Source organism: Nesterenkonia sp. AN1, assembly GCF_000582475.1.
GTDB classification, from domain to species: Bacteria; Actinomycetota; Actinomycetes; order Actinomycetales; family Micrococcaceae; genus Nesterenkonia; species Nesterenkonia aurantiaca.
This window is the reverse complement of the sequence record NZ_JEMO01000001.1, coordinates 258,084-279,810: the sequence shown is the minus strand read 5'-3', so window position 1 is coordinate 279,810 and position 21,727 is coordinate 258,084. Positions and strand designations below refer to the sequence as shown.

Annotated in this window: 18 protein-coding genes, 1 tRNA gene and 1 other RNA gene; 11 read left to right on the top strand and 9 right to left on the bottom strand. The window is 68.5% G+C overall.

Annotation, left to right across the window (positions count from 1 at the left end; genetic code table 11):
- The first annotated feature begins 22 nt into the window (after positions 1-22).
- Positions 23-460 carry a TMEM14 family protein gene (locus tag BG28_RS15590; protein ID WP_161634778.1) on the top strand — a complete coding sequence of 146 codons (438 nt, stop codon included), beginning with the start codon at positions 23-25 and terminating at the stop codon, positions 458-460.
- A gap of 21 nt (positions 461-481) precedes the next feature.
- Here the strand turns inward: BG28_RS15590 and BG28_RS01355 are convergent, their stop codons facing one another.
- The 4 genes from BG28_RS01355 to BG28_RS01345 all read right to left on the bottom strand — a co-directional run bounded on the left by BG28_RS01355 (position 482) and on the right by BG28_RS01345 (position 3,558).
- Positions 482-1,009 (bottom strand): LytR C-terminal domain-containing protein, encoded by a 528-nt coding sequence (locus BG28_RS01355; RefSeq protein WP_036473317.1) that lies wholly within the window; start codon positions 1,007-1,009, stop codon positions 482-484.
- A 38-nt stretch (positions 1,010-1,047) separates the two neighbouring features.
- Positions 1,048-1,539 (bottom strand): hypothetical protein, encoded by a 492-nt coding sequence (locus tag BG28_RS01350; protein WP_036473316.1) that lies wholly within the window; start codon positions 1,537-1,539, stop codon positions 1,048-1,050.
- A gap of 183 nt (positions 1,540-1,722) precedes the next feature.
- Positions 1,723-1,819: signal recognition particle sRNA small type (gene ffs, locus BG28_RS14700), an RNA gene on the bottom strand.
- 41 nt (positions 1,820-1,860) lie between these two features.
- Positions 1,861-3,558 carry an alpha-keto acid decarboxylase family protein gene (locus BG28_RS01345; protein ID WP_051500790.1) on the bottom strand — a complete coding sequence of 566 codons (1,698 nt, stop codon included), beginning with the start codon at positions 3,556-3,558 and terminating at the stop codon, positions 1,861-1,863.
- A 206-nt stretch (positions 3,559-3,764) separates the two neighbouring features.
- Here BG28_RS01345 and BG28_RS01340 point away from each other — a divergent pair, with 206 nt between their 5' ends.
- Entirely contained in the window at positions 3,765-4,772 is a 1,008-nt protein-coding gene (locus BG28_RS01340) for a zinc-binding dehydrogenase (protein ID WP_369797167.1), read from the top strand.
- A 50-nt stretch (positions 4,773-4,822) separates the two neighbouring features.
- On the opposite strand, the gene gluQRS is transcribed toward BG28_RS01340, so the two are convergent.
- Entirely contained in the window at positions 4,823-5,755 is a 933-nt protein-coding gene (gluQRS, locus tag BG28_RS01335; protein ID WP_036473315.1) for a tRNA glutamyl-Q(34) synthetase GluQRS, read from the bottom strand.
- A 140-nt stretch (positions 5,756-5,895) separates the two neighbouring features.
- On the opposite strand from gluQRS, the gene BG28_RS01330 reads away from it, so the two are divergent.
- The 3 genes from BG28_RS01330 to BG28_RS01320 all read left to right on the top strand — a co-directional run bounded on the left by BG28_RS01330 (position 5,896) and on the right by BG28_RS01320 (position 10,178).
- Positions 5,896-5,980: transfer RNA gene (locus BG28_RS01330), tRNA-Ser, on the top strand.
- Between the two features lie 142 nt (positions 5,981-6,122).
- Positions 6,123-6,638, top strand: a complete 516-nt coding sequence (locus BG28_RS01325) for a hypothetical protein (RefSeq protein WP_036473314.1) — start codon at positions 6,123-6,125, stop codon at positions 6,636-6,638.
- A gap of 354 nt (positions 6,639-6,992) precedes the next feature.
- Positions 6,993-10,178, top strand: a complete 3,186-nt coding sequence (locus BG28_RS01320; protein ID WP_084479299.1) for an ExeM/NucH family extracellular endonuclease — start codon at positions 6,993-6,995, stop codon at positions 10,176-10,178.
- A 106-nt stretch (positions 10,179-10,284) separates the two neighbouring features.
- On the opposite strand, the gene BG28_RS01315 is transcribed toward BG28_RS01320, so the two are convergent.
- The gene (locus BG28_RS01315) at positions 10,285-11,427 is read right to left on the bottom strand and encodes a GuaB3 family IMP dehydrogenase-related protein (RefSeq protein ID WP_036473313.1); all 1,143 of its coding nucleotides are present in this window, start codon (positions 11,425-11,427) and stop codon (positions 10,285-10,287) included.
- A 13-nt stretch (positions 11,428-11,440) separates the two neighbouring features.
- Positions 11,441-12,979, bottom strand: coding sequence for an IMP dehydrogenase (gene guaB / locus BG28_RS01310; RefSeq protein WP_051500808.1), 1,539 nt, complete (start codon positions 12,977-12,979; stop codon positions 11,441-11,443).
- 342 nt (positions 12,980-13,321) lie between these two features.
- On the opposite strand from guaB, the gene groES reads away from it, so the two are divergent.
- Positions 13,322-13,618 (top strand): co-chaperone GroES, encoded by a 297-nt coding sequence (groES, locus tag BG28_RS01305; protein WP_036473312.1) that lies wholly within the window; start codon positions 13,322-13,324, stop codon positions 13,616-13,618.
- 73 nt (positions 13,619-13,691) lie between these two features.
- The gene (gene groL, locus BG28_RS01300) at positions 13,692-15,287 is read left to right on the top strand and encodes a chaperonin GroEL (RefSeq protein ID WP_036473311.1); all 1,596 of its coding nucleotides are present in this window, start codon (positions 13,692-13,694) and stop codon (positions 15,285-15,287) included.
- A 69-nt stretch (positions 15,288-15,356) separates the two neighbouring features.
- On the opposite strand, the gene BG28_RS01295 is transcribed toward groL, so the two are convergent.
- Positions 15,357-16,196, bottom strand: coding sequence for a CPBP family intramembrane glutamic endopeptidase (locus BG28_RS01295; protein ID WP_235180907.1), 840 nt, complete (start codon positions 16,194-16,196; stop codon positions 15,357-15,359).
- A gap of 52 nt (positions 16,197-16,248) precedes the next feature.
- On the opposite strand from BG28_RS01295, the gene BG28_RS01290 reads away from it, so the two are divergent.
- The gene (locus BG28_RS01290; RefSeq protein ID WP_036473310.1) at positions 16,249-16,827 is read left to right on the top strand and encodes a hypothetical protein; all 579 of its coding nucleotides are present in this window, start codon (positions 16,249-16,251) and stop codon (positions 16,825-16,827) included.
- A 24-nt stretch (positions 16,828-16,851) separates the two neighbouring features.
- Here the strand turns inward: BG28_RS01290 and BG28_RS01285 are convergent, their stop codons facing one another.
- The gene (locus BG28_RS01285) at positions 16,852-17,784 is read right to left on the bottom strand and encodes a fructosamine kinase family protein (protein WP_036473309.1); all 933 of its coding nucleotides are present in this window, start codon (positions 17,782-17,784) and stop codon (positions 16,852-16,854) included.
- Here BG28_RS01285 and ligA point away from each other — a divergent pair.
- The 3 genes from ligA to BG28_RS01270 are packed head-to-tail and all read left to right on the top strand — an operon-like array spanning position 17,783 to position 21,623.
- Positions 17,783-20,158: an NAD-dependent DNA ligase LigA gene (ligA, locus tag BG28_RS01280; protein WP_084479297.1), complete on the top strand. Its 2,376-nt coding sequence runs from the start codon at positions 17,783-17,785 to the stop codon at positions 20,156-20,158. The two genes, BG28_RS01285 and ligA, sit on opposite strands and share 2 nt — an antisense overlap.
- Positions 20,155-21,066, top strand: a complete 912-nt coding sequence (locus tag BG28_RS01275) for an inositol monophosphatase family protein (RefSeq protein WP_084479296.1) — start codon at positions 20,155-20,157, stop codon at positions 21,064-21,066. The genes ligA and BG28_RS01275 overlap by 4 nt, the downstream gene beginning before the upstream one ends.
- Before the next feature lie 5 nt (positions 21,067-21,071).
- Positions 21,072-21,623 carry a GNAT family N-acetyltransferase gene (locus BG28_RS01270; RefSeq protein ID WP_051500787.1) on the top strand — a complete coding sequence of 184 codons (552 nt, stop codon included), beginning with the start codon at positions 21,072-21,074 and terminating at the stop codon, positions 21,621-21,623.
- The last annotated feature ends 104 nt before the right edge of the window (positions 21,624-21,727 follow it).

Below are 21,727 nucleotides of genomic sequence, written 5' to 3'. Positions count from 1 at the left end.
CCGCCACCCGAGAAGGAGCACCATGACCAACCCCGCAACACCGAGGAACTCCACGAGATCGACGACGACGGCCCCCGCCGCTCCGGCGAGCCCGATGCCTCGTCTGACCCTGATCGTCGGCGGCCTGCTGGTGGTGATCGGCATCGCCGGCTACGTGGCCACCGGCTTCGCCAGCGTGACCGCGCTGATCCCCTCAGTGGTCGGTGTGCTGCTGCTGATCAGCGGCGGCATCGCGCTGAAGAACCGCAAGCTCGGCGTCCATATCGCCCTGGTGGTCGCGCTGCTCGGCGCCTTCGGGATGATCATGCCGCTGATGAGCCTGCCCGAGCTCTTCACCGGCGAGTCCGAGAACCCGGGAGCCGTGATCTCCTCGCTGGTCACCGTGATCGTGCTCGTGGTCTACATCGTCCTGGGCGTGCGCAGCTTCATCGCCGCCCGGCGCTGGAAGAACGCGCACTGAACTGAACGGGGCTGAGCCGGCTCAGTCCGCAGAGCAGCGCAGGAGGCCGGGGACCAGATCGAGGTCCTCGGCCTCTCCTATGTCCTGGACCTCGAACTCGGAGCCCAGAATCAGGTCCACGCGGAAGTCGCCGCGGTCATCGACGTCCACCATGCTGCCGGGGATGTGCTGCTGCAGGGTGTAGGCCTGCCGCAGGCCGCGGTCCCCCACCCGGATGATCCCGGCGAAGCCCGTGTCGGCGAAGTAGTCGTTGTCGACGTCGGCCACCCGGAAGCCGCGAAGGCTGAGCTCATCGGCCACCTGGTGGGCCAGCCCGGGCGCGTTGGTGGTGTTGAACACCGAGATCCGGACCCGTTCGGGCACCACCGGCTGCTGGGTGCCGGAGGGGCACTGGTCTGCCGCGGGGATCGAGCCGCGGCCGAAGATGCTCACCGGCAGCGTTCCATTGATCATGAGCCAACTGGTCCCGCTGATCAGCCCGATCACGGCGAAGGTGCCCAGCGAGATCAGCAGGCGCTGGGTGCGCGTGCTCGCGGGCCGGTGATCCATGGGACAAGTCTAGAAGCTTGCCGGGTGTGGAAGATTCATCAGACGGATGCGGCGAGCCGAGGCTCACCCTCTGCGATGCCGACGCGTGGCCTCGGCTGCTCCGGGGTGCCCCCGGTGGCTCCTGCGACCAGACCACCCAGCACGGCCATCACCATCCGTGGCCGCGCGACGCCGAGCTCACGCAGCTTGTCCTCTATGGCGCCATCAGCCCACAGCGAGAATCGCATGTACCCGTAGACCGAAGCTCCGGCGGCAACCCCGATGCTCCACAGCGCCACCTTGCGCCGAACGGTCGGCGGCGGCTTGTGTCCTTCACGTGGCTGCTCCTCCGCAACCGGCTCCGGCTCGCCCTGTTCCCGCTCGTGTTCCTGCTCCGCTTCCTCGGGCAGTCTCGCTCCAGCCTCTGCCATCGCCTCCCAGACTCGAGGAGTCACCAGCACCGCGGTGGCACCTGTGGCTGGGACCCACATGGCGGCCTGACGCAGCCATTCCGGATACCTGCGCGCCGGCACCAGGGTCAGGAGCCCCACGGCAGCACCTTGGACCCACCGGTTGCCCAGCCACGCGGGGGCTCGAGAAGGCGCCTGGACAGCTGTGGAGGGGGAGCTTGGAGATGATGTCATACCAAGAGACTAGGAACTCAGCGGCGGCGGGTCCTCCGTCCAGGGGCTGATCCTGTCGAGAAACCGGCCAGGCAAAAAACGGCTGGAGACATTAAGAGCCCCACGTGCACCTGCCAGAGCCCGCTTACCCTTGCTACCTTCCGGTCCTGGGGGAGTTCAGCAGGATGGCACCGCACGTGGGGCCAGGAGTCATCGTATCTCGGCCGCGGTCGAGAAGGCCAATGGAGCTCAGCGCTTGAGCGCGTTGGCCACATCCTGGAGCAGCTGCGGGATGTCATCGCGGTCGGTGATCGCCTCGATGAAGACCAGCTTCTCGCGGTTGCTCATGGTGTCCTTGCAGGCCGCAAGCAGCTCCTTCTCGGTGGTGACCCGGCGGTAGAGGTAGTCCGCCTCCTCGGCGCCGAAGAGGCGGGGCACCAGCTCCCAGCGCCACGGCGCGATGTCGTTGTAGATCTCGTCGGGGCCGTGGATGGCCCGTTCCACGGTGTATCCGTCGTTGTTGACCAGCACCACGACCACGGGCAGCTTCTCCCGGATCATCACGCCCATCTCCTGGATGGTCAGCTGTGCGGAGCCGTCACCGATGAGCAGCACCGGTCGGCGGCTGGGGTCGGCGAGCCCGGCACCGATGATCGCGGGCAGGGTGTAGCCGATCGAGCCCCACATGGGCTGCCCGATGAACGTGGACTTCGCCGGGAAGCGGTGGGAGGCCATCCCGAAGTAGCTGGTTCCCTGGTCGGCCGCGACGATGTTGGCCGACTCCAGCTGCGAGGCCAGCACCGACCAGAGGCCGTCCTGGGTCAGCGGACCCTCGGAGGGCTCCCGTGGGGTCTCCGGCGCCGGAGCCTCAGCAGCGGGCATGGGGACGACGTCGTCGAGCTCGGTGGTGACCCGATGCAGGACCGCGAGCGCGTCCTGCAGCGAGATCGGGGTGAACACCTCGTCACCGACCCGGGCGCCGAAGCGGGAGACGTCGATCATCCGGGCGGGATCGAGATCCATCGAGAACCCGGCGGTGGTGTTGTCGGTGTATTCCACCCCGAGGGTGATCAGCGCATCGGCACCCTCGATGACCTCGCGCACCCGATCCTGCGACGCGGCTCCGGCGTAGATGCCCACGAAGTTCGGGTCCGACTCATCGACCAGGGTCTTGCCCCAGGCCAGGGTGGCGAAGGGGAGCTCGGACTCGGTGAGGAAGGAGGCCAGCTCCTCGGTGGCGCCGAGTCGGTGGACCAGCAGATCGGCGAGCACCGCAGTGCGCCGCCCGGGCAGGAAGCGGCGCACCGCGGCTTCGAAGGCGGCGACGGCGCGCGGGGTGGTCACCGGCAGGTCGGTGGTCAGCGGCTCCGAGGGCGGGTAGGCGGCGACCTCGGCGACGTCGGCGGCCAGCATCAGATATCCGGGGCGTCGGCGGAAGACCACATCGCGCAGGACCCGGTCGATCTCCCAGGTGGCGGTGGGGGCATCGAGGTCCGCGTGCGCGCAGGTGACCTCTTCGGCCATGCGCAGGAAGTGCTTGAAGTCGCCGTCGCCCAACGAGTGGTGGATCTTGCGACCCGAGGCCTGGGTCTCCTTGGGCGGAGCGCCGACGATCTGGACCACCGGCACGGACTCGGCGTAGGAGCCGGCCACGGCGTTGATCGCCGAGAGCTCCCCGACGCCGTAGGTGGTCAGGAAGGCGCCGATGCCGCGGATCCGGGCGTAGCCGTCGGCGCTGTAGCCGGCGTTGAGCTCATTGGCGGAACCGACCCAGCGGATGCCGCGGTGGGCGACCACATGGTCCAGGAAATGGAGGTTGAAGTCTCCGGGGACCCCGAACAGCTCGGTCAGGCCGAGTTCGGCCAACCGGTCCAGCAGGTAGTCACCGATGGTGTAGTTCTCCAGGGACGCATCCTGGGCGGTTTCGGACAGTTCTTCTTCGGGCATGGGTCTCGCCTTCTGGTCTTGGCGGGCTCCAGCGATGCGGGTGGTTCGACTGGGCGGCCAACGGTCTACGGTGCGATCAGTCTACGTGCGAGCCGTCACATCCGATCCTGACCAGGCCGCCGGGCGGGGCTGCGAACGGAATAGCCCGCAGCGCAAAGCCGTTGCTCCACGCGTGAGGCCTCAGCAGCATCGGCGTCACCAGCATCATGCAGCAGCACCCAACGGAAGGCAGAACATCATGCGCGCAGTCACCCAGAAGACCTTCGGCGAGCCATGGGACGCCTCGACGCGAGGAGGTCCCCACCCCGGATCCCGGCGCCGGAGAGGTGCGGGTGCGGACCCTGCTCTCCCCGATCCACAACCACGACCTGTGGACCATCCGCGGGTCCTACGGCTTCAAGCCGGAGCTGCCGGCCCGCACCGGGTCCGAGGCGGTCGGTGTCATCGATGCCCTCGGTGAGGGCGTGGAGAGCCTTGCAGTGGGGCAGCGGGTGGCTGTCGGCGGCACCTTCGGCGCCTGGGCCGAGTACTTCACCGCCCCGGCCGCGGGCCTGATTCCGGTGGATGAAGACGCCGCCGACGAGGTCGCCGCCCAGCTGGTCGCGATGCCCTTCTCCACCATCGCGCTGCTGGACTGGTTGGACCTAAACGAGGGTGATTGGATCATCCAGAACGCCGCCAACGGCGCCGTCGGCCGGATGCTCGCCCAGCTCGCCCCGACCCGGGGCATCAATGTGCTCGGCCTGGTGCGCCGCGACGCCGGCGTCGAGGAGCTCAGCGCCCAGGGCATCACCGGGGTCGTCTCCACCGAGTCGGCGGGCTGGCAGGACCGGGTCGCCGAGATCACCGGCGGAGCCAAGATCGTCGCGGGCATCGACTCCGTGGGTGGAGACGCCAGCAATCACGTGCTCTCCCAGCTCGGTGAGGAGGCCACGCTGGTCATCTTCGGAGCCATGGCAGGTGGCACGATGGCGCTGAACTCCGGCGCGGTCATCTTCAAGAACGTCACGATCAAGGGCTTCTGGGGCTCCCGGGTGATGAGTGATCTGGCGCCCAAGCGCCGCGGCGAGCTGTTCACCGAGCTGCTCACCCGGGTCGCGGACGGCACGCTTTCGCTGACCGCCGAGGCGACCTATCCCTTCGATCAAGTGCGGGAGGCGGCGAAGGCGAACTTCGTCCCGGGCCGCAAGGGCAAGATCCTGTTGCGCCCCTGAGCCCCTGAGTGCAGCCACGCGCTGCGCCGGGCGCTGAGGCCCGGTGCGGCTCAGCCGCCCGGCGGCTGAAACACCCAGGGCTCGCTGGGCAGCGCCTGGGGGTCGAAGGACGCCAGCGCCTGGCCCAGCGGGCCGGCCGGGAGACCCAGCGAGACCAGCAGCAGGTCCCGCAGGGCCTCGGCCTCGATCCCCTGCTCCTCCAGGGCTGCCCGGGTCACGGCACCGTCCCGCTTCGCCAGGCGCTCACCCTCGATGTTGAGCACCAGCGGGACATGCGCGTACTGGACCTTCGCGGCCGCCTCCGTGCCGTAGAGCAGTCCGCGCAGATAGGCCTGGCTCGGTGTCGAGGAGGCCAGATCGTCGCCGCGCACCACCTGGTCCACACCGGTGAGCTGATCATCGACCACCACGGCGAGGTTGTAGGCGGCGGCGCCGTCGTTGCGCTGGATCACGAAGTCGTCGACCTCGGTGGTGAGCCTGCCCAGCAGCACGTCTTCGACGGCGAATCGTTGCGCCGCCCCGGTCTCGGTGCGCGGAGTGCGCAGCCGCACCGCCGCGGGGCGCTGCACTCGCCGTCGTGCCCGCTGTGCTGCGTCTAGATCGCGACAGGTCCCCGGGTAGGCGCTGGTCGGCCCATGCGGGGCCCGCGCGGCCTCCCGGATCTCGCGGCGCGAGCAGAAGCACTCATAGGTCAGACCCGCTTGCTCCAGCTGCGCGATGGCTGCGGCATAGCGATCCGTCCGCTCGGACTGCCAGATCATCTCGGCGCCGTCCTGCACGTCGAAGGTCAGTCCCATGGCGTGGAGGTCCTGGAGCTGCTGTTCCGCCGACCCGGGGACGGTGCGGGCGGTGTCGAGGTCTTCGAAGCGCAGCAGGAAGGCCCGCCCCGTGGAGCGGGCGAAGAGCCAGGCGAGCATCCCGGTGCGCAGGTTGCCCAGATGCAGCTCCCCCGAGGGGCTGGGTGCATAGCGTCCAGCGGGCATCGATGTCCCCTTTCCTCAGGTCAGATCGCGGCAGTGATCCATCCTACGGGGGCCCGATGTGCATTATGCGTCGGTTCTCCGCTAGTATGAAGTCTGCTCTCGAGGGCCGTGCCGATCAGGCAGGCCAGCGGAAGCAGCCAGGAGGATTCGCCTAGCGGCCTATGGCGCACGCTTGGAACGCGTGTTGGGTTCACGCCCTCGGGGGTTCAAATCCCCCATCCTCCGCCGAGTGAAGCCCGTCAGTCTGGACACCAGACCGGCGGGCTTCTTCGTGTCCGGCGGCACTGTGCATCTGGGACCCGGGGTAACGTTGGCACGCGCGCCCTGCGGCATCCGCCGACACACATCACTCACCCCTGGAGGGGTCATGCACAAACCAGTTGCTGCCGGGATCGGCTTCCTCGCGATCCTGGGCCTGGTCAGCTGCGCCGGGGGCTCCGAGGAGTCGGCGGCGCCCAGCGAGCAGCCGGCCGCCCAGGCCACAGCCACGGCGACGCCGGGGCCCGGAGAAGATTCAGCGGCCGAGGTGCCCGGCGATGCCTGGTTGGCCCAGGCCAGGGATCTCCACCTGGACGACCTCGAAGCGTGGCACCGCGAGTACCTCCAGGCCGACTGCGTGGCCGCCGAACCCCGGTGCCACGAACTCTTCGCCGAGGCTCTGCCGCTGATGGCCGATTACAGCTACTGGATCCGCAATCAGACCGCGGGCCTCCCCGAGTACGTTCCGGGGTCCTACCCCTCGGATCTCGGTGCGGCCGCGCGAGGCCTGGTCTCCTGGTCCTACGCCTGCCCCGAGGGCGAGGACTGCGCGGAGATCGCCCGGGACGCCGAGTCCCAAACATCTCAGGTGATCATGGAAGCCTCGGACTGGCCAGAGCAGTGACCGCTGCCTGGCTGACCTGAGGGCCAGCGCCCAGGCGACCCTCAGCGGCTGAAGAGCCTGCTGAAGAATCCGTCGGGGCGCGTGGACTCATGGCCTGGGCAGCGCTGGGCGGGACTGACCCCGCGCATCACCTGATCGACATGCTGGCCGCATCCGGCCCAGGTGGTCTTGTGACAGGTCTTGCAGGTCACGGCTCGACACATGGTGGCTCCTCTGCTCGGTTGAACGATATCCCCACTATACCCCCGGGGGTATACGTGGCGCACCATCATCGTCCTCCCGACCCATGCTGCGCCGTCATCCTCGCAGGTCACATGGGGTGCCGGGTTTCCTCATCTGTAGCACGCCGTTCACATGACCCTGCTTGGATTCGATGGTGGGCTGGGTCTGCGGCGCGCTCTGCGCGGCAGCCTGGTCCACGGTGACAACACTGACGTGACCATCGGTGAGCGCACGAGACGATCACCTCGAATGGAAGAAGACTCCACCTTGATGAGCATCCCCCACCAGAGCGCCCCACCCGGGCGAGGACGTCCGCTGCCGCGGGCACTCGCCGCCCTGGGGCTCAGCGCGGCCCTGCTGGCCCCCGCCCCCGCCTTCGGCTCCACCGACTCCGCTGCCCCCGAGGAGGGCAGTCCTGCGGGGACCGACTGCGTCGTGATCAATGAGGCCTTCCCGAACGGTGGGAGCGGATCCGCCGCCCTCTCCCACCGGTTCGTGGAGCTGCTGAACACCTGTGAGACCGCCGTGGACCTCAGCGAGTGGTCGCTGCAGTACCGCGCCCGGACGTCCACGGGCGCCCCGAGCTCCACCGTCGAGCTCGACGGCGAGATCGAACCCGGGGGGCACTATCTGATCCAGGGCGGCGGGAACAACGGCGACGGCGCAGCCCTGCCCACCCCGGATGCCCAGACCGGGGTGGCCATCGGCGCTGCGGCGGGAGGCACGTTCATCCTGGCCACCACATCCGAGACGCTGGAGGAGCTGCCGCTGGATTCAGTGCTGGAGCATGACCAGGTGGCGGACCTGCTGGGCTTCGGCACGACCAACACGTTCGAGACGGCACCGGCCACCGCCGCGACGAACACCACCTCGATCGGCCGGACCGAGGGTGTGGACACCGATGACAACTCCGCGGACTTCACCCGCGGCGAGCCCTCCCCGACCAACGCCGCCGGCGAGACCCTCGGCGCGACGGACCCGGCTGACCCGGACCCGGCTGAACCCGAGCCGACAGACCCAGCAGACCCGGAGCCGACTGACCCGGCGACTCCGACCGAGCCCAGCGAGCTGGAGATCGCCGAGATCAACGCCGCGCTGGACTCCGATGGCGAGGACCGCCCGGTGACCACCCGGGGCGTGGTGACCGCGGTCTACCCCGCCGAGCAGAGCTTCAACGGCTTCTACCTGCAGACGGCAGGCTCCGGCGGCGATGTTGATCTGAGCAGCCATGAGACCTCGGACGCGATCTTCGTCTACTCCCCCGCCGCGATCTCCCAGGAACTCGTGCAGATCGGGGACTTCGTGGAGATCACCGGGGACGCCACCGTCTACTTCGAGAATCCACAGATCGCGCTGTACCCGGGATCCACCCAGACCCCGCACCACGAGCTGGCGCTGATCGAGGACGAACCCTTCGAAGCGGTCAAGCCGGCCTCTCTCGAGGTTCCGGAGGATGCCCGGCAGCGCGAATCGCTGCTGGGCATGCTGCTGGACCCGCAGGGCAGCTACACGGTCACCGACCACTACACGCTGAACCAGTACGGCGAGATCGGCATCGTCCTGGGCGAGGAGCCGCTGATCAATCCCACCTCAGCCTTCCGCCCGGGCGCTGAGGCCGAGGCGCTGGCGGCGCAGAACGCCGAGCGGGTGATCTATCTGGACGACGCGGCGTCGACCTCTTGGCAGGGCTGGAGCGATGATCGGGACAAGCCGCTGCCCTATCTGAGCATCGAGGATCCGATCCGGATCGGCGCCGAGGTGCTCTGGCAGACCGATGTGATCATGGACTACCGGTTCGAGGAATGGCGGCTCCAGCCGCTGGGCAAGCTCACCCCCGAGACGGCCGAGCAGATCCAGCCGGCGCAGTTCGAGAACACCCGCGAGGGCAACGAGTCCCCCGCCGAGCGCGCGGGCGATCTGCGCATCGCCGGGTTCAACGTGCTCAACTACTTCATCTCGCTGGGCGAGGATGAGCCCGGATGCGCGTTCTACACCGATATCGATGGCAACCCGACCACGAATGACTTCTGCGACGCCCGCGGAGCCTACAGCCAGGCCAGCTTCGAGCGTCAGGAGGACAAGATCGTGACCGCCATCAACGGGCTCGATGCCGACGTCGTCGCCCTCCAGGAGATCGAGAACAGCCGCTACTTCGTGGAAGACGGTGACCGTGACCGTGCTCTGGCCGCTCTGGTCGAGGCGCTCAACAGCGCCGAGGGCACCGCGGGGACCTGGGACTACGTCGAATCCCCCGAGGAGGTGCCCGCTGACGAGGATGTGATCCGCAACGGGTTCATCTACCGCACCGATCGCGTGGCGCCCGAGGGAGATTCACGGATCCTCTTCGAGGACGGGATCGAGGACCTTGATCAGGAGGCCTTCGCCGGATTGGACCTCGAGGAGATCTTCTCCAACGCACGGGAGCCGCTGGCCCAGGAGTTCACCGCCCTCGGAGGCGGAGCCGAGGACAGCCAGGAGAGGTTCCTCGCGATCGTCAACCACTTCAAGTCCAAGGGTGGCAGCGGCAGCGGCGACAACGCCGACACCACCGGGCAGGGCTCCTTCAACGGGGACCGGGTCCGGCAGGCGCAGGCGCTGGTGGCCTTCGCCGACGCGCTCGAGGAGGAGGCCGCGACCGGGAAGACCTTCCTGATGGGCGACTTCAACTCCTACGAGATGGAGGACCCGCTGCAGGTCATCGCCGAGGCCGGCTACGCAAACCTCTCGGCCCAGACCGGTGGGTACAGCTACATGTTCGACGGTGCGGTGGGATCCCTGGATCACCTCTTCGCCTCGGAGGCCGCCGCGGCCGATGTCGTGCAGACCGAGATCTGGAACATCAACTCCGTGGAACCGCTGGCACTGGAGTACAGCCGCTACAACTCCGTGGGCACTCTGCTCTACTCCCCGGACCAGTGGCGCTCCTCAGACCACGATCCGATCCTCGCTGACCTGATCCTCTCAGGTTCCGAGGCTCCCGGTGGCGGGGACGAGGAGGAGACTCCGGAGCACGCAGCCTGGAGCTCCGGCGCGGTCTACACCAACGGTGACACCGTGAGCCATGAGGGCGGCGTCTACCGGGCGCTCTGGTACACGCAGAACCAGGAGCCCGGGGCCTCCCCGTGGAGCGCCTGGTCCCAGGTCGGTGCGCCTACGGACTGCTCCGGTGAGACGTGGGCGCAGTGGGCGCCGAGCTCACAGTTCGACGGCGGCGAGACCATCGTCCACGACGGGGTCAGTTACACCGCGAAGTGGCACACCCGGAACCAGGAGCCCGGAGGCCGCTACGGCCCCTGGGAGGAGTCCGGCAGCTGCTGAGCCGACCCGCCCCCGACGTGAAAAAATCGTAGGGCTGTGGGATGTCGTAGAGCTCAAGCCCTACGACATCACCACAGCCCTACGATTCTTTTGCCGAGAGACAGGCTCAGCGGGTCTGCTGGCCCATCGGGGAGACGATCGCGTCCACGCGTTGGAAGGACTTCAGGTCCACGTAGCCGGTGGAGGCCATCGCGTGGCGCAGGCCGCCCATCAGGTTTGAGGAGCCGTCGGTGTGATGCGCGGGCCCCCAGAGCACCTCCTGCAGCGGCGCCACGGTCCCGACCCGGGTGCGGTGGCCGCGCGGGAAGTCCTGGTGCACCGCCTCGAGTCCCCAGTGCCAGCCCTGCCCCGGCGCCTCTTCGGCGCGGGCGAGGGTGGTGCCGAGCATCACGGCGTCGGCGCCCATTGCGAGGGCCTTGACCAGGTCTCCGGAGGAGCCCATGCCGCCGTCGGCGATGACGTGGACGTAGCGCCCCCCGGACTCATCCAGGTAGTCCCGGCGGGCCGCGGCGACGTCGCTGATCGCGGTGGCCATCGGCACCCGGATGCCCATGGCGCGGCGGGTGGTGGTGGCGGCGCCCCCGCCGAAGCCCACCAGCACACCGGCTGCGCCGGTGCGCATCAGGTGCAGCGCAGGCGTGTACCCCGCGGCGCCCCCGACGATGACCGGGACGTCGAGCTCGTAGATGAACTCCTTGAGGTTCAGCGGGTCACCGTTCTGCGCCACGTGCTCGGCCGAGACGGTGGTGCCGCGGATGACGAACATGTCCACCCCGGCCTCGATGACGGTGCTGTAGAACTCCTGGGTGCGCTGGGGAGTCAGCGAGCCGGAGACGACGACGCCGGCCTCCCGGATCTCGGCCAGCCGTGCGGTGATCAGCTCGGCCTTGATCGGCTCGGCATAGAGCTGCTGCAGCCGGCGGGTGTTCTGCGCGGAGACCTCCTCGGCGCCCAGCGCCGCGATCTCCGCAAGCACCGGCTCCGGGTTCTCGTAGCGGGTCCAGAGGCCCTCCAGGTTGAGGACCCCGAGACCGCCCTGCCGGCCGAGCTCGATGGCGGTGGCCGGGGACATCACCGAGTCCATCGGGGCGCCGACCACGGGCATGGAGAAGGAGTAGGCGTCGATGCGCCAGTCCAGACTCACATCCGCGGGGCTGCGGGTGCGTCGATTCGGGACGATGGCGACATCGTCCAGAGCCCAGGCCCGACGGCCGTTCTTGGCCAGGCCGATGGGGATCTCGTTGCTCAAAGCTGCTCCTTTACTAGCGCCGGTAGTTCGGCGCTTCCACCGTCATCATGATGTCATGCGGGTGCGATTCCTTGAGTCCGGCGGAGGTGATCCGCACGAACTTGCCCTTGTACTTGAGCTGCTCGATGGTGTGCGCTCCCACGTAGAACATGGTCTGGCGCAGACCGCCGGTGAGCTGGTGGAACACCACCTCGAGCGGGCCGCGGTAGGGCACCTGCCCCTCGATGCCCTCCGGGATGAGCTTCTCATCGGTAGGGACATCGGCCTGGAAGTAGCGGTCCTTGGAGAAGGAGGTGTTCTTCCCGCGGGTCTGCATCGCGCCCATGGATCCCATGCCGCGGTAGGCCTTGAACTGCTTGCCGTTGTAGAACACCAGGTCTCCGGGGGACTCGGCGGAGCCTGCCAGCAGCGAGCCGAGCATCACCGAGTCGGCCCCGGCGACCATGGCCTTGCCGATGTCGCCGGAGTGCTGCAGCCCGCCGTCGGCGATGAGCGGCACCCCTGCCGGGATGGTCGCCTTGGATGATTCGTAGATGGCCGTGACCTGGGGAACCCCGACGCCGGCGACGATGCGGGTGGTGCAGATGGAGCCCGGTCCGACGCCGACCTTGACCGCGTCGGCCCCGGCGTCGACGATCGCCTGTGCTCCCTCGCGGGTGGCCGCCTGACCGCCGATCACATCGACCCCGGCCGCGGCCGGTTCGGCCTTGAGCCGGGCGACCATGTCCAGCACGCCGCGGGTGTGGCCGTTGGCGGTGTCCACCACCAGGGCGTCGACCCCGGCGTCGATCAGGGTCATGGCGCGCTCGAAGCCCTCACCGAAGAAGCCCACGGCCGCGCCGACGCGCAGCCGGCCCTCGGAGTCCTTGGTGGCCTGCGGGTAGCGGTCGGCCTTGTCGAAGTCCTTGATCGTGATCAATCCCTGCAGCACGCCCTGATCATCGACCAGCGGCAGCTTCTCCACCCGGTGCTCGGAGAAGATCCGCAGCACCTCCTCGTTGGGGATCCCGACATGGGCGGTGATCAGCGGCTGCGGGGTCATCTTCTCGTAGACCTTGGTGGTCAGGTACTGCTCGCGCGGGATGAACCGGGTGTCGCGGTTGGTGATGATGCCCAGCAGCTTGGACTCGCTGTCCACGACGGGAAGGCCGGAGACCCTGTAGTGCGCGCAGAGCTCATCGAGATCCGCGATGGTCGCGTCCGGAGTGATCGTCACCGGATCGCTGATCATGCCGGACTCGGAGCGCTTGACCTTGTCCACCTGCCGGGCCTGATCGTCGATGGAGAGGTTGCGGTGCAGGATGCCGATGCCGCCCTGGCGTGCCATGGCGATGGCCATGGGCGCCTCGGTGACGGTGTCCATCGCGGCGGAGGCCACCGGGGACTGCAGCATGATGTTGCGGGAGAACCGGGTCGCGGTATCTGCTTCTGAGGGGATGACGTCGGTCGCGCCGGGGAGCAGCAGGACGTCGTCGTAGGTCAGTCCGACGAAGCCGAAGGGATCATGCTCCGGGCCTCCGGCCGCGCTCGGCTGCTGATGAGTTTCAGTCACGGTGGTGCCTCTCGGGGTCAAAAGCGGGTGGCTCGGGCCCAAGTCTACGTGTCGTCCACGTCCGCCCGGAGCCAAAGGCTTAGCACTCTGCTTGACCGAGTGCTAAGCCCGTCTATAAAGTTTCGTCTAGCACTCGAGACCCTCGGGTGCCAGCTTGTCCGTGGGTCGTCAACCCGCGGAGATCAGCCTGACGGGGCACCATCCGGCACCGCGACGACGGTTGGCCACTCCCAAGGCGTGCGACAGATTTCGGCTCGTCGAGCACCCCGGAAGCACCGGGGAGGCTCTGCACGGGTCTGTGCTGATAAACCGAATCCACACCACGCAAAGGAGAGTACTGACGTGTCAGTCTCTATCAAGCCTCTCGAGGATCGCATCGTTGTTCGCCCCCTGGAAGCAGAGCAGACCACCGCTTCCGGGCTGGTCATCCCCGACACCGCCAAGGAGAAGCCCCAGGAGGGCAAGGTCATCGCGGTGGGCCCAGGTCGCTTCGACGAAAAGGGCAAGCGCATCCCGGTTGACGTCTCCGAGGGCGACGTCGTCATCTACTCCAAGTTCGGCGGCACCGAGGTCAAGGTCAGCGGCGAGGAGTACCTCGTGCTCAACGCTCGCGACGTCCTGGCCATCATCGAGAAGTAAGAACGGACCGCTGAAGGTTCTTCACAGACCTGATCACGATCCGATTCTCACACTCTCAAAGGAGCACTAACCCATGGCAAAGCAGCTTGAATTCAGTGATGCTGCACGCCGCGCTCTGGAAGCCGGCATCGATAAGCTTGCAGACACGGTCAAGGTCACGCTCGGCCCGAAAGGCCGCAATGTAGTCCTGGACAAGTCCTGGGGCGCACCGACCATCACCAACGACGGCGTCACCATCGCCCGCGAGGTGGAGGTCGAAGACCCGTACGAGAACCTTGGCGTGCAGCTGGCCAAGGAAGTCGCCACCAAGACCAACGACGTCGCAGGCGACGGCACCACCACCGCAACGGTCCTGGCCCAGGCGCTGGTCAAGGAAGGCCTGCGCAACGTGGCCGCCGGTGCGGCACCGAGCGAGATCAAGCGCGGCATCGAGATCTCGGTCGCCGCCGTGACCCGCCGGCTGCGCGAGAACGCACGCGATGTCGAGGGCCAGCAGGTCGCCAACGTGGCCGCGATCTCCGCGCAGAACGACGAGGTCGGTGAACTCCTGGCTCGTGCATTCGACGCCGTGGGCACCGACGGTGTGATCACCATCGAAGAGGGGTCCTCGACCTCCACGGAGCTGGAGATCACCGAGGGCATGCAGTTCGACAAGGGCTACCTGTCCCCGCACTTCGTCACCGATCCTGAGCGCCAGGAAGCGATCCTCGAAGATCCGCTGATCCTGATCAACCAGGGCAAGATCTCCAACATGGCCGAGTTCCTGCCCGTGCTGGAGAAGGTCCTGCAGGCCAAGCGCCCGCTGTTCATCATCGCCGAGGACGTCGAGGGTGAGGCCCTCTCCACGCTGGTGGTCAACAAGCTGCGCGGCACGCTCAACGTGGTCGCGGTCAAGGCTCCCGGCTTCGGAGACCGCCGCAAGGCCATGCTCGAGGACATCGCCGTGCTCACCGGCGGACAGGTCATCTCTCCTGATCTGGGCCTGAAGCTCGATCAGGTGGATCTGGAATCACTGGGCACCGCACGTCGGGTGACCGTGACCAAGGACGCCACCACCCTCGTCGACGGCGCCGGGTCCAAGGAAGATGTGGACGCTCGCGCGGCCACCATCAAGGCCCAGGCCGACGCCTCTGACTCCGAGTGGGATCGCGAGAAGCTCCAGGAGCGTCTGGCGAAGCTCTCCGGCGGCATCGGCGTCATCAAGGTCGGCGCTGCCACCGAGGTGGAGCTCAAGGAGCGCAAGCACCGCATCGAAGATGCCGTCTCGTCCACCCGTGCGGCTCTGGAAGAGGGCATCGTGGCCGGCGGCGGCACCGCGCTGATCAACGCTCTCTCCGTGCTGGACGAGGACGAAGACGTGCAGGCGCTCTCCGGAGATGCCGCAGCCGCTGTGGGCATCGTCCGCCGCGCGCTGGTCCAGCCGCTGCGCTGGATCGCTCAGAACGCCGGCGAGGACGGCTTCGTCGTCGCCTCCAAGGTTGCGGAGATGGAGCCGAACCACGGCTTCAACGCAAAGACCGGTGTCTACGGCGATCTGATCGCCGACGGCGTCATCGACCCGGTGAAGGTCACGCGCTCTGCTCTGCAGAACGCCGCCTCCATCGCGGCCCTGGTGCTGACCACCGAGACCCTCGTGGTCGAGAAGAAGGATGAGGAAGACGATCACTGATCGCATCTGACTCTTCCCTCGCAGGTGGGGCCCTGACCGTTCGCGGTCAGGGCCCCACCTGCGTTCGGCCTACGCGAGCGCGAACAGCTGCAGCACCAGCGGGAAGGCCAGGAACGCGACCACATCGAGGAGCAGGTGCGCGATCACCAGCGGCATCACCCGGCCGTAGCGGTGGTAGATCCAGCCGAAGATGATGCCCATCAGCAGATTGCCGATGCCCGGGCCGAAGCCCTGGTAGAGGTGATAGGCCCCGCGCAGCAGCGCCGCGGCGAGGATGATCAGCCAGATGCTCGCCCGGGGCCAGATCCGGCGAGCGCGGTCGAAGAGGTAGGCGATCATGATCACCTCTTCGAGCAGCGAATGCCGCAGCGCGGCCAGGATCAGCACCGGGGTGGTCCACCAGTGCTCGCCGACGTCGGCCGGGATGATCTCGGTGGTGATCCCCGCCGCCCGGCCCAGCCCGTAGACCACCAGCGTGCCCAGCCCGATGATCAGAAAGAGTCCGACGCCGAGGCTGAGGTCCCGCACGGGACGGCGCAGGTCCAGCCCGAAGCGGCGGAACGGGTTCATCCCCTGCAGGAAGAACAGATAGCAGACCAGCACCACCGGGAAGAGCGCGAACAGCGAGTCCAGCACCTGGTAGCTGAGATCGAAGAACTCCGCCCGGGATCGCGAGGACTGCACCGTGGCGCTCTGCTCGGCCAGCGGCGCCAGGCTCAGCCGTTCGATGAGCCGCAGCACCGCGTAGACCGCGGAGCGGCCCAGCGAGAGCCCGAGCACGATCGCGAGCTCCCAGCCCAGGAACCGCCGACTCATCGGGATCGGCGCTCCACCAATGCGCACAGGGAGCACCGATCCCGATGAGTCGGCGGGCTGCGGACCGGAGACCTCCGGCGTGGTTGGCTTCACGCTCAAGAGTCTAGATCCGCCCAGCGTCGAGGAGTGTGGTCAGATGGAAGCTATGACTGAGACTTACGCCCTGCTCGCCGTCTGCACCGGCAACATCTGCCGCTCCCCCGCCATGGACCGGCTGCTCGCCCATGAGCTGGGTTCGCAGCCCGGCATCACCGTGCGCTCCGCGGGCACCCACGCCCATGTCGGAGAAGACATGGAGGCGCAGATGAAGGATCGGCTCGTGGAATATGGCGCCGACACCGAAGATTTCGAGGCCGAGCAGCTGGAGCCTGACCTGGTCCGCAGCGCCGATCTGGTCCTCACCGCCACCCGAGAACATGTGCGCGACATCCTCGCCGATGTCCCCGAGAGTCGGCAGAAGGTGTTCACGCTGCGCGAGTTTGTCCGGCTCCTCGATTCCCTGGACCCGGGGGCTCGTGCCGGGGCCCTGGAGACCTCGCAGACCGTGGCCGGGAAGCTTGCAGCCCTGGTGGCGCTGGTGGCGGACCGGCGCGATCAGGCGCAGGCACCCACGGCGCAGGACGATGTGGTGGACCCGTACATGATGCCCGGGGACGTCTTCGAGGAGTCCTTCGCCCAGGTCCGCGGACCGATCGAGGCGCTGCGCGAGACCCTCCGGGGCTGAGCCTGCAGCGCTGACCCTGACCGCTCAGAGCCGGAGCACGGCCTCCGCGGCGTTCAGCGTGGCCCCGCGATAGCTCGGCCCGAAGAGCAGCCAGTGCACCGCGAGGCAGAAGAGCTGGTGCAGCGGGATCCGCTCTCGCCAGCCCTCCCGCAGCGCGTGTTCCTGCTGATAGCCGCTGATCACCGCGTCCAGCTCAGGCAGACCGAAGAGGTGCAGCAGCGCGATGTCGGTCTCCCGATGTCCGGCGTGGGCGGCCGGGTCGATCAGCACCGCCTCCACAGCGCCGGCCTCGGTCCTGGTCCATAGCACATTGCCGGCCCAGAGGTCCCCGTGGATCAGCGCGGGCGGCTCGTCGTCGTCGAGCGCACCGGAGTCGATCCGGTCCCGCGCGGCGCGCAACAACGCCTTATCCGGGACCGTGATGCTCGCCTCCAGGGCCCGCAGCACCGGGTCCAGGCGCTCGGCAGCGGTGAAGGCGCCCCAGGAGCTGTGCACCCCGATGCCCAGTGCCAGCGGCTGCTCGGCGGGTCCGAAATAGGCCGGGGTGCCGACGGGATGCTCTGGCGGCAACGTGCCGAAGCCGACAGGCTCCGCAGCACTCGCTGCATCCCCCGCGCCGCTGGCGGCTCCGGCGGATCCGGCATCCCCCGCACCACCGGCGGCTCCGGCGGCTCCGGGGCGGGAGGCGAGCCAGACATGGGTGCGGGCCAGCGCGGCGCCGAAGCGCTGCGCCGCCTCCGCATCCGGGGTCCTCGAGCTGAGCTCCTCCAGCTCCAGCGCGCCGCGTCGCGCGTCGGATCCGGGCCCCGCCCCGGGCCCGGTCCCCGGGGTGGCCCTCAGCACCGGCACCACCGGTGCCCCGCCGGCCTCGGCGGCCCGGGTGAGCCAGCGCAGCCCGGCGGCCTCCACCATGGTGGCCTGCGGGTGAGCTGCGGGAGCGTGCTTGATGAAGACCATGTGCCACACCCTAGTCACGACTAGACTCAGACGAGTGAGCGAAACAACCCAGATCCCCGCCGCTGACTCCTCCGAGGCCGCCGCCGAGGCGGTCCCGTCACACGCGCTGCGTGAGGAGTACGTGGAGCTGGTGGAAGAAGTGCGCAAGCACCGGATCGCCTACTACCAGGACAACGATCCGATCATCTCCGACGCCGAGTTCGACGTCCTCTTCGAACGCCTGGAGCAGATCGAGGCCGAGCACCCCGAGATCATCGCCGCAGACTCCCCCACCCAGGAGGTCGGCGGCGAGGTTGCCGAGGCCTTCTCCCCGGTGCAGCACCTGCAGCGGCTCTACTCCCTCGAAGACGTCTTCACCGCCTCGGAGCTGCGCACCTGGTATGACCGGGCGAGCGTCTCGCTGGCCGCCCAGCGCCCCGAGGAGACCGTGAAGTGGCTCGTCGAGGTCAAGATCGACGGCCTGGCGATCAACCTGCTCTACCGCAGCGGCAGGCTGATCCGCGCCGCCACCCGCGGCGACGGCACCACCGGTGAGGACGTCACCCATAATGTGCTCACCATCAAGGACATCCCCGCCGAGCTCGCCGGGACGGACCACCCGGAGGAGCTGGAGGTCCGCGGCGAGATCTTCATGCCCACCGCGGAGTTCCATGCCTTCAACACCCGGCTCACCGAGGCCGGCAAGGCTCCGCTGGCGAACCCGCGCAACGCCGCGGCCGGTTCGCTGCGGCAGAAGGACCCCGCCAAGACCGCCGAGCGGCCGCTGTCGATGTTCGTCCACGGCATCGGCGCGCGCACCGGCTTCGAGCCTGGCAGCCAGCACGCCGCCTATGAGCAGCTCGCCGCCTGGGGACTGCCGGTCAGCCCCTACACCGCGCTGCTGGAGGACTACGCGCAGATCGAGGCGTATCTCGACGAGCACCAGGCCAAGCGGCACTCGCTGGTCCATGAGATCGACGGGGTGGTCATCAAGGTCGATGACTTCGCCCAGCAGCGCGGCCTGGGACACACCTCTCGGGTGCCGCGCTGGGCCGCGGCGTATAAGTACCCGCCCGAAGAGGTCCACACCCGGCTGCTCGACATCATGGTCCACGTCGGGCGCACCGGCCGGGTCACCCCCTTCGCCGTGCTTGAGCCCAAGAAGGTCGCCGGCTCGGTGGTCTCCCGCGCCACTCTGCACAACCGCGACGTGGTCAAGGCCAAAGGGGTGCTGATCGGCGACGACGTCATCGTCCGCAAGGCCGGAGACGTGATCCCGGAGGTGGTCGGACCGGTGCTGCCGGCGCGGAAGAACCGGGAGGATGAGCTTTTCGAGTTCAGCTTCCCCACCCACTGCCCGGTCTGTGGCACCGAGCTCGCCCCGGCCAAGGAGGGCGACGTCGACTACCGCTGCCCCAACGCCGAAAGCTGCCCCGCCCAGGTCAGTGAACGAGTCATCCACATCGGCTCCCGCGGCGCCCTGGACATCGAGGCCCTCGGCGAGGAGGCCGGACTGGCGCTGACCAACCCGGACCTGCGCCGCCCCATCCCGGAGTTGATCGACTGGGAGGAGACCCGCGCCTCGGGCATCATTCTGAACCTCGACGAGCAGGGCGCGCCGACTCCCCAGGAGCCGGTGCTCCACGGTGAGGCCGGGCTCTTCGACCTGGGGGTCCAGGACCTCAAGGACGTCTACGTCTGGCGAGAGACCCGCCGAAGGAACGCGGAGACCGGACAGCGCGAGTCCACCGGGAAGTGGGCCCCGTCGCTGTATTTCTTCACCAAGGCGCAGCTCGCCAAGGACGGGACGGTGAAGAAGTCCTCCGAACCCACGGCCAACACCGTCCAGCTCTTCGCCGAGCTCGAAAAGGCCAAGGCCCAGCCGCTGTGGCGGGTGCTGGTCGCGCTCTCGATCCGGCACGTCGGGCCCAGCGCCTCCCGTGCGCTGGCCAATGCCTACGGCTCCATGGCGAAGATCCGGGCGGCCAGCGAGGAGGAGCTCGCCGGGATCGACGGGGTCGGCCCCACCATGGCCTCCACGCTGGGCGACTGGTTCAGCACCGACTGGCACTGCCGGATCGTGGATCGCTGGGCCGCCGCCGGGGTCCGGATGGTCGATGAGATCGACGAGTCCGCTCCGCGCACTCTGGAGGGACTCAGCGTGGTCGTCACCGGATCGCTGGAGGGCTACTCCCGGGATGAGTCCAAGGAAGCGATCATCACCCGAGGCGGCCGAGCCGCCGGATCGGTGTCGAAGAAGACCGACTACGTGGTGGCCGGCGCGAATGCCGGCACCAAGCTCGAGAAGGCCGAGGCGCTGGGCGTCCCGGTGCTCGATGAGGAAGCGTTCACTGTACTGCTGAACAAGGGTCCCGACGGATTGGACGATGCATGACTACGCCGAAGCCTGAGCACGTGAACCCCCAGAGGCCGGATCCTCAGACGCCGGATCCTCAGCGGCTGAGCCCGCAGAAGCTGCAGGACCTGCTGGAGATCGCCCATGAGGCCGCCGCCGCAGGTGCCGGGGTCCTGGCCGAACGCGAGGACGTCTCCCCCTCCGGGCTGGTCCTGGGCCAGGAGCACTCCGGGGTGCAGACCAAGTCCTCTGCCTCGGACCTGGTCACCGACTTCGATCGGCGCGCCGAACAGGCCGTGCGCGAGGTGATCAACCGGCGTCGACCCTCCGATGAGGTCTCCGGTGAGGAGTACGGCACCACCACGCCGGCCGAGCCCAGCGGCTACCGCTGGTCCATCGACCCGCTCGACGGCACCACGAACTTCATCCGCGGCATCGTCTACTACGGAACCTCGGTGGGCCTGCAGGGCCCCGACGGCAACTGGCTGGCCGGCGTCGTCGTGGCGCCGGCGCTCTCCCGGATCTGGTGGGCCAGCGCCGGAGCCGGCGCCTGGAGCACCCACGGGGACTCCGAGCCGAACCGGCTGGGCGGACCCACCGGCGAGCTCGACGCCGGGCTGCTCTCCACCGGCTTCGGCTACGACCCCGCCCGACGCGCCGAGCAGACCCGTGCGGTCAACGCGATGCTGCCGCACTTCGGCAATATGCGCCGTCTCGGGGCCGCCGCTCTGGACATCTGCATGGTGGCCGATGGCACCCAGAACGCCTACGCCGAGTACGGCATCTGGGAGCACGACTGGGCTGCCGGGGCGCTGATCGCCGAAGAGGCCGGGGTCTTCGTGCGCCGCCCGATCGCGGCAGACAGCAGCAAGACCCCGGACTGGACCGTGATTGGGGACATCGGCATCGACCCCAGCGAGCTCTCCCCGGCTCCGCTGACCCGCTGAGCGCCGTGGACCGGAACCACGCGCAGCCCAGCCGCGCCCGAACCGACTCTGCCTCGATGCAGATCCGCACCGCCACCGTCGCCGACTGGGACCGGATCGCGGAGCTGACCGTGGCCGCCTATGTCGACGGTGGCTTCCTGAGCGCAGGAGACTCCTACGTCACACATCTGAGCGACGTCGAGACCCGCGCCCGCGGCTCGCAGCTTCTGGTCGCCGAGATGGACACCCTCGACGGCGCCGCGGTGGCCGCCTCGGTGGCGGTCGCCGACGCCGGCGGCCCCATGGCCGAGGTGGCCCGGGCCGGGGAGATGGAGTTCAGGATGCTCGCCGTGGCGCCGGAGCATCAGGGCCGGGGCGTCGCACGGGCGTTGGTGCGTCACATCATCGGCATGGCCGCATCGCGGCCGGAGATCCACGCGCTGACCCTGTGCAGCCTGACCTCGATGACCACCGCGCACGCGCTCTACCGCTCCGAGGGCTTCCACCCGATGCCGGAGCGGGACTTCTACCTGCCCGAGAAGTCAGCACGGTTCCCGTTCTTTCGGCGCGAGGTCTGAGCCCGCTCAGGTTCTCCGGCCGTCACAGCCCGACCCGGCGCGAACCGGTGGTCACAGCCCGACCTGGCGCGAGCCGGCCGTCACAGCCCAGCGCGAGCCCCCGC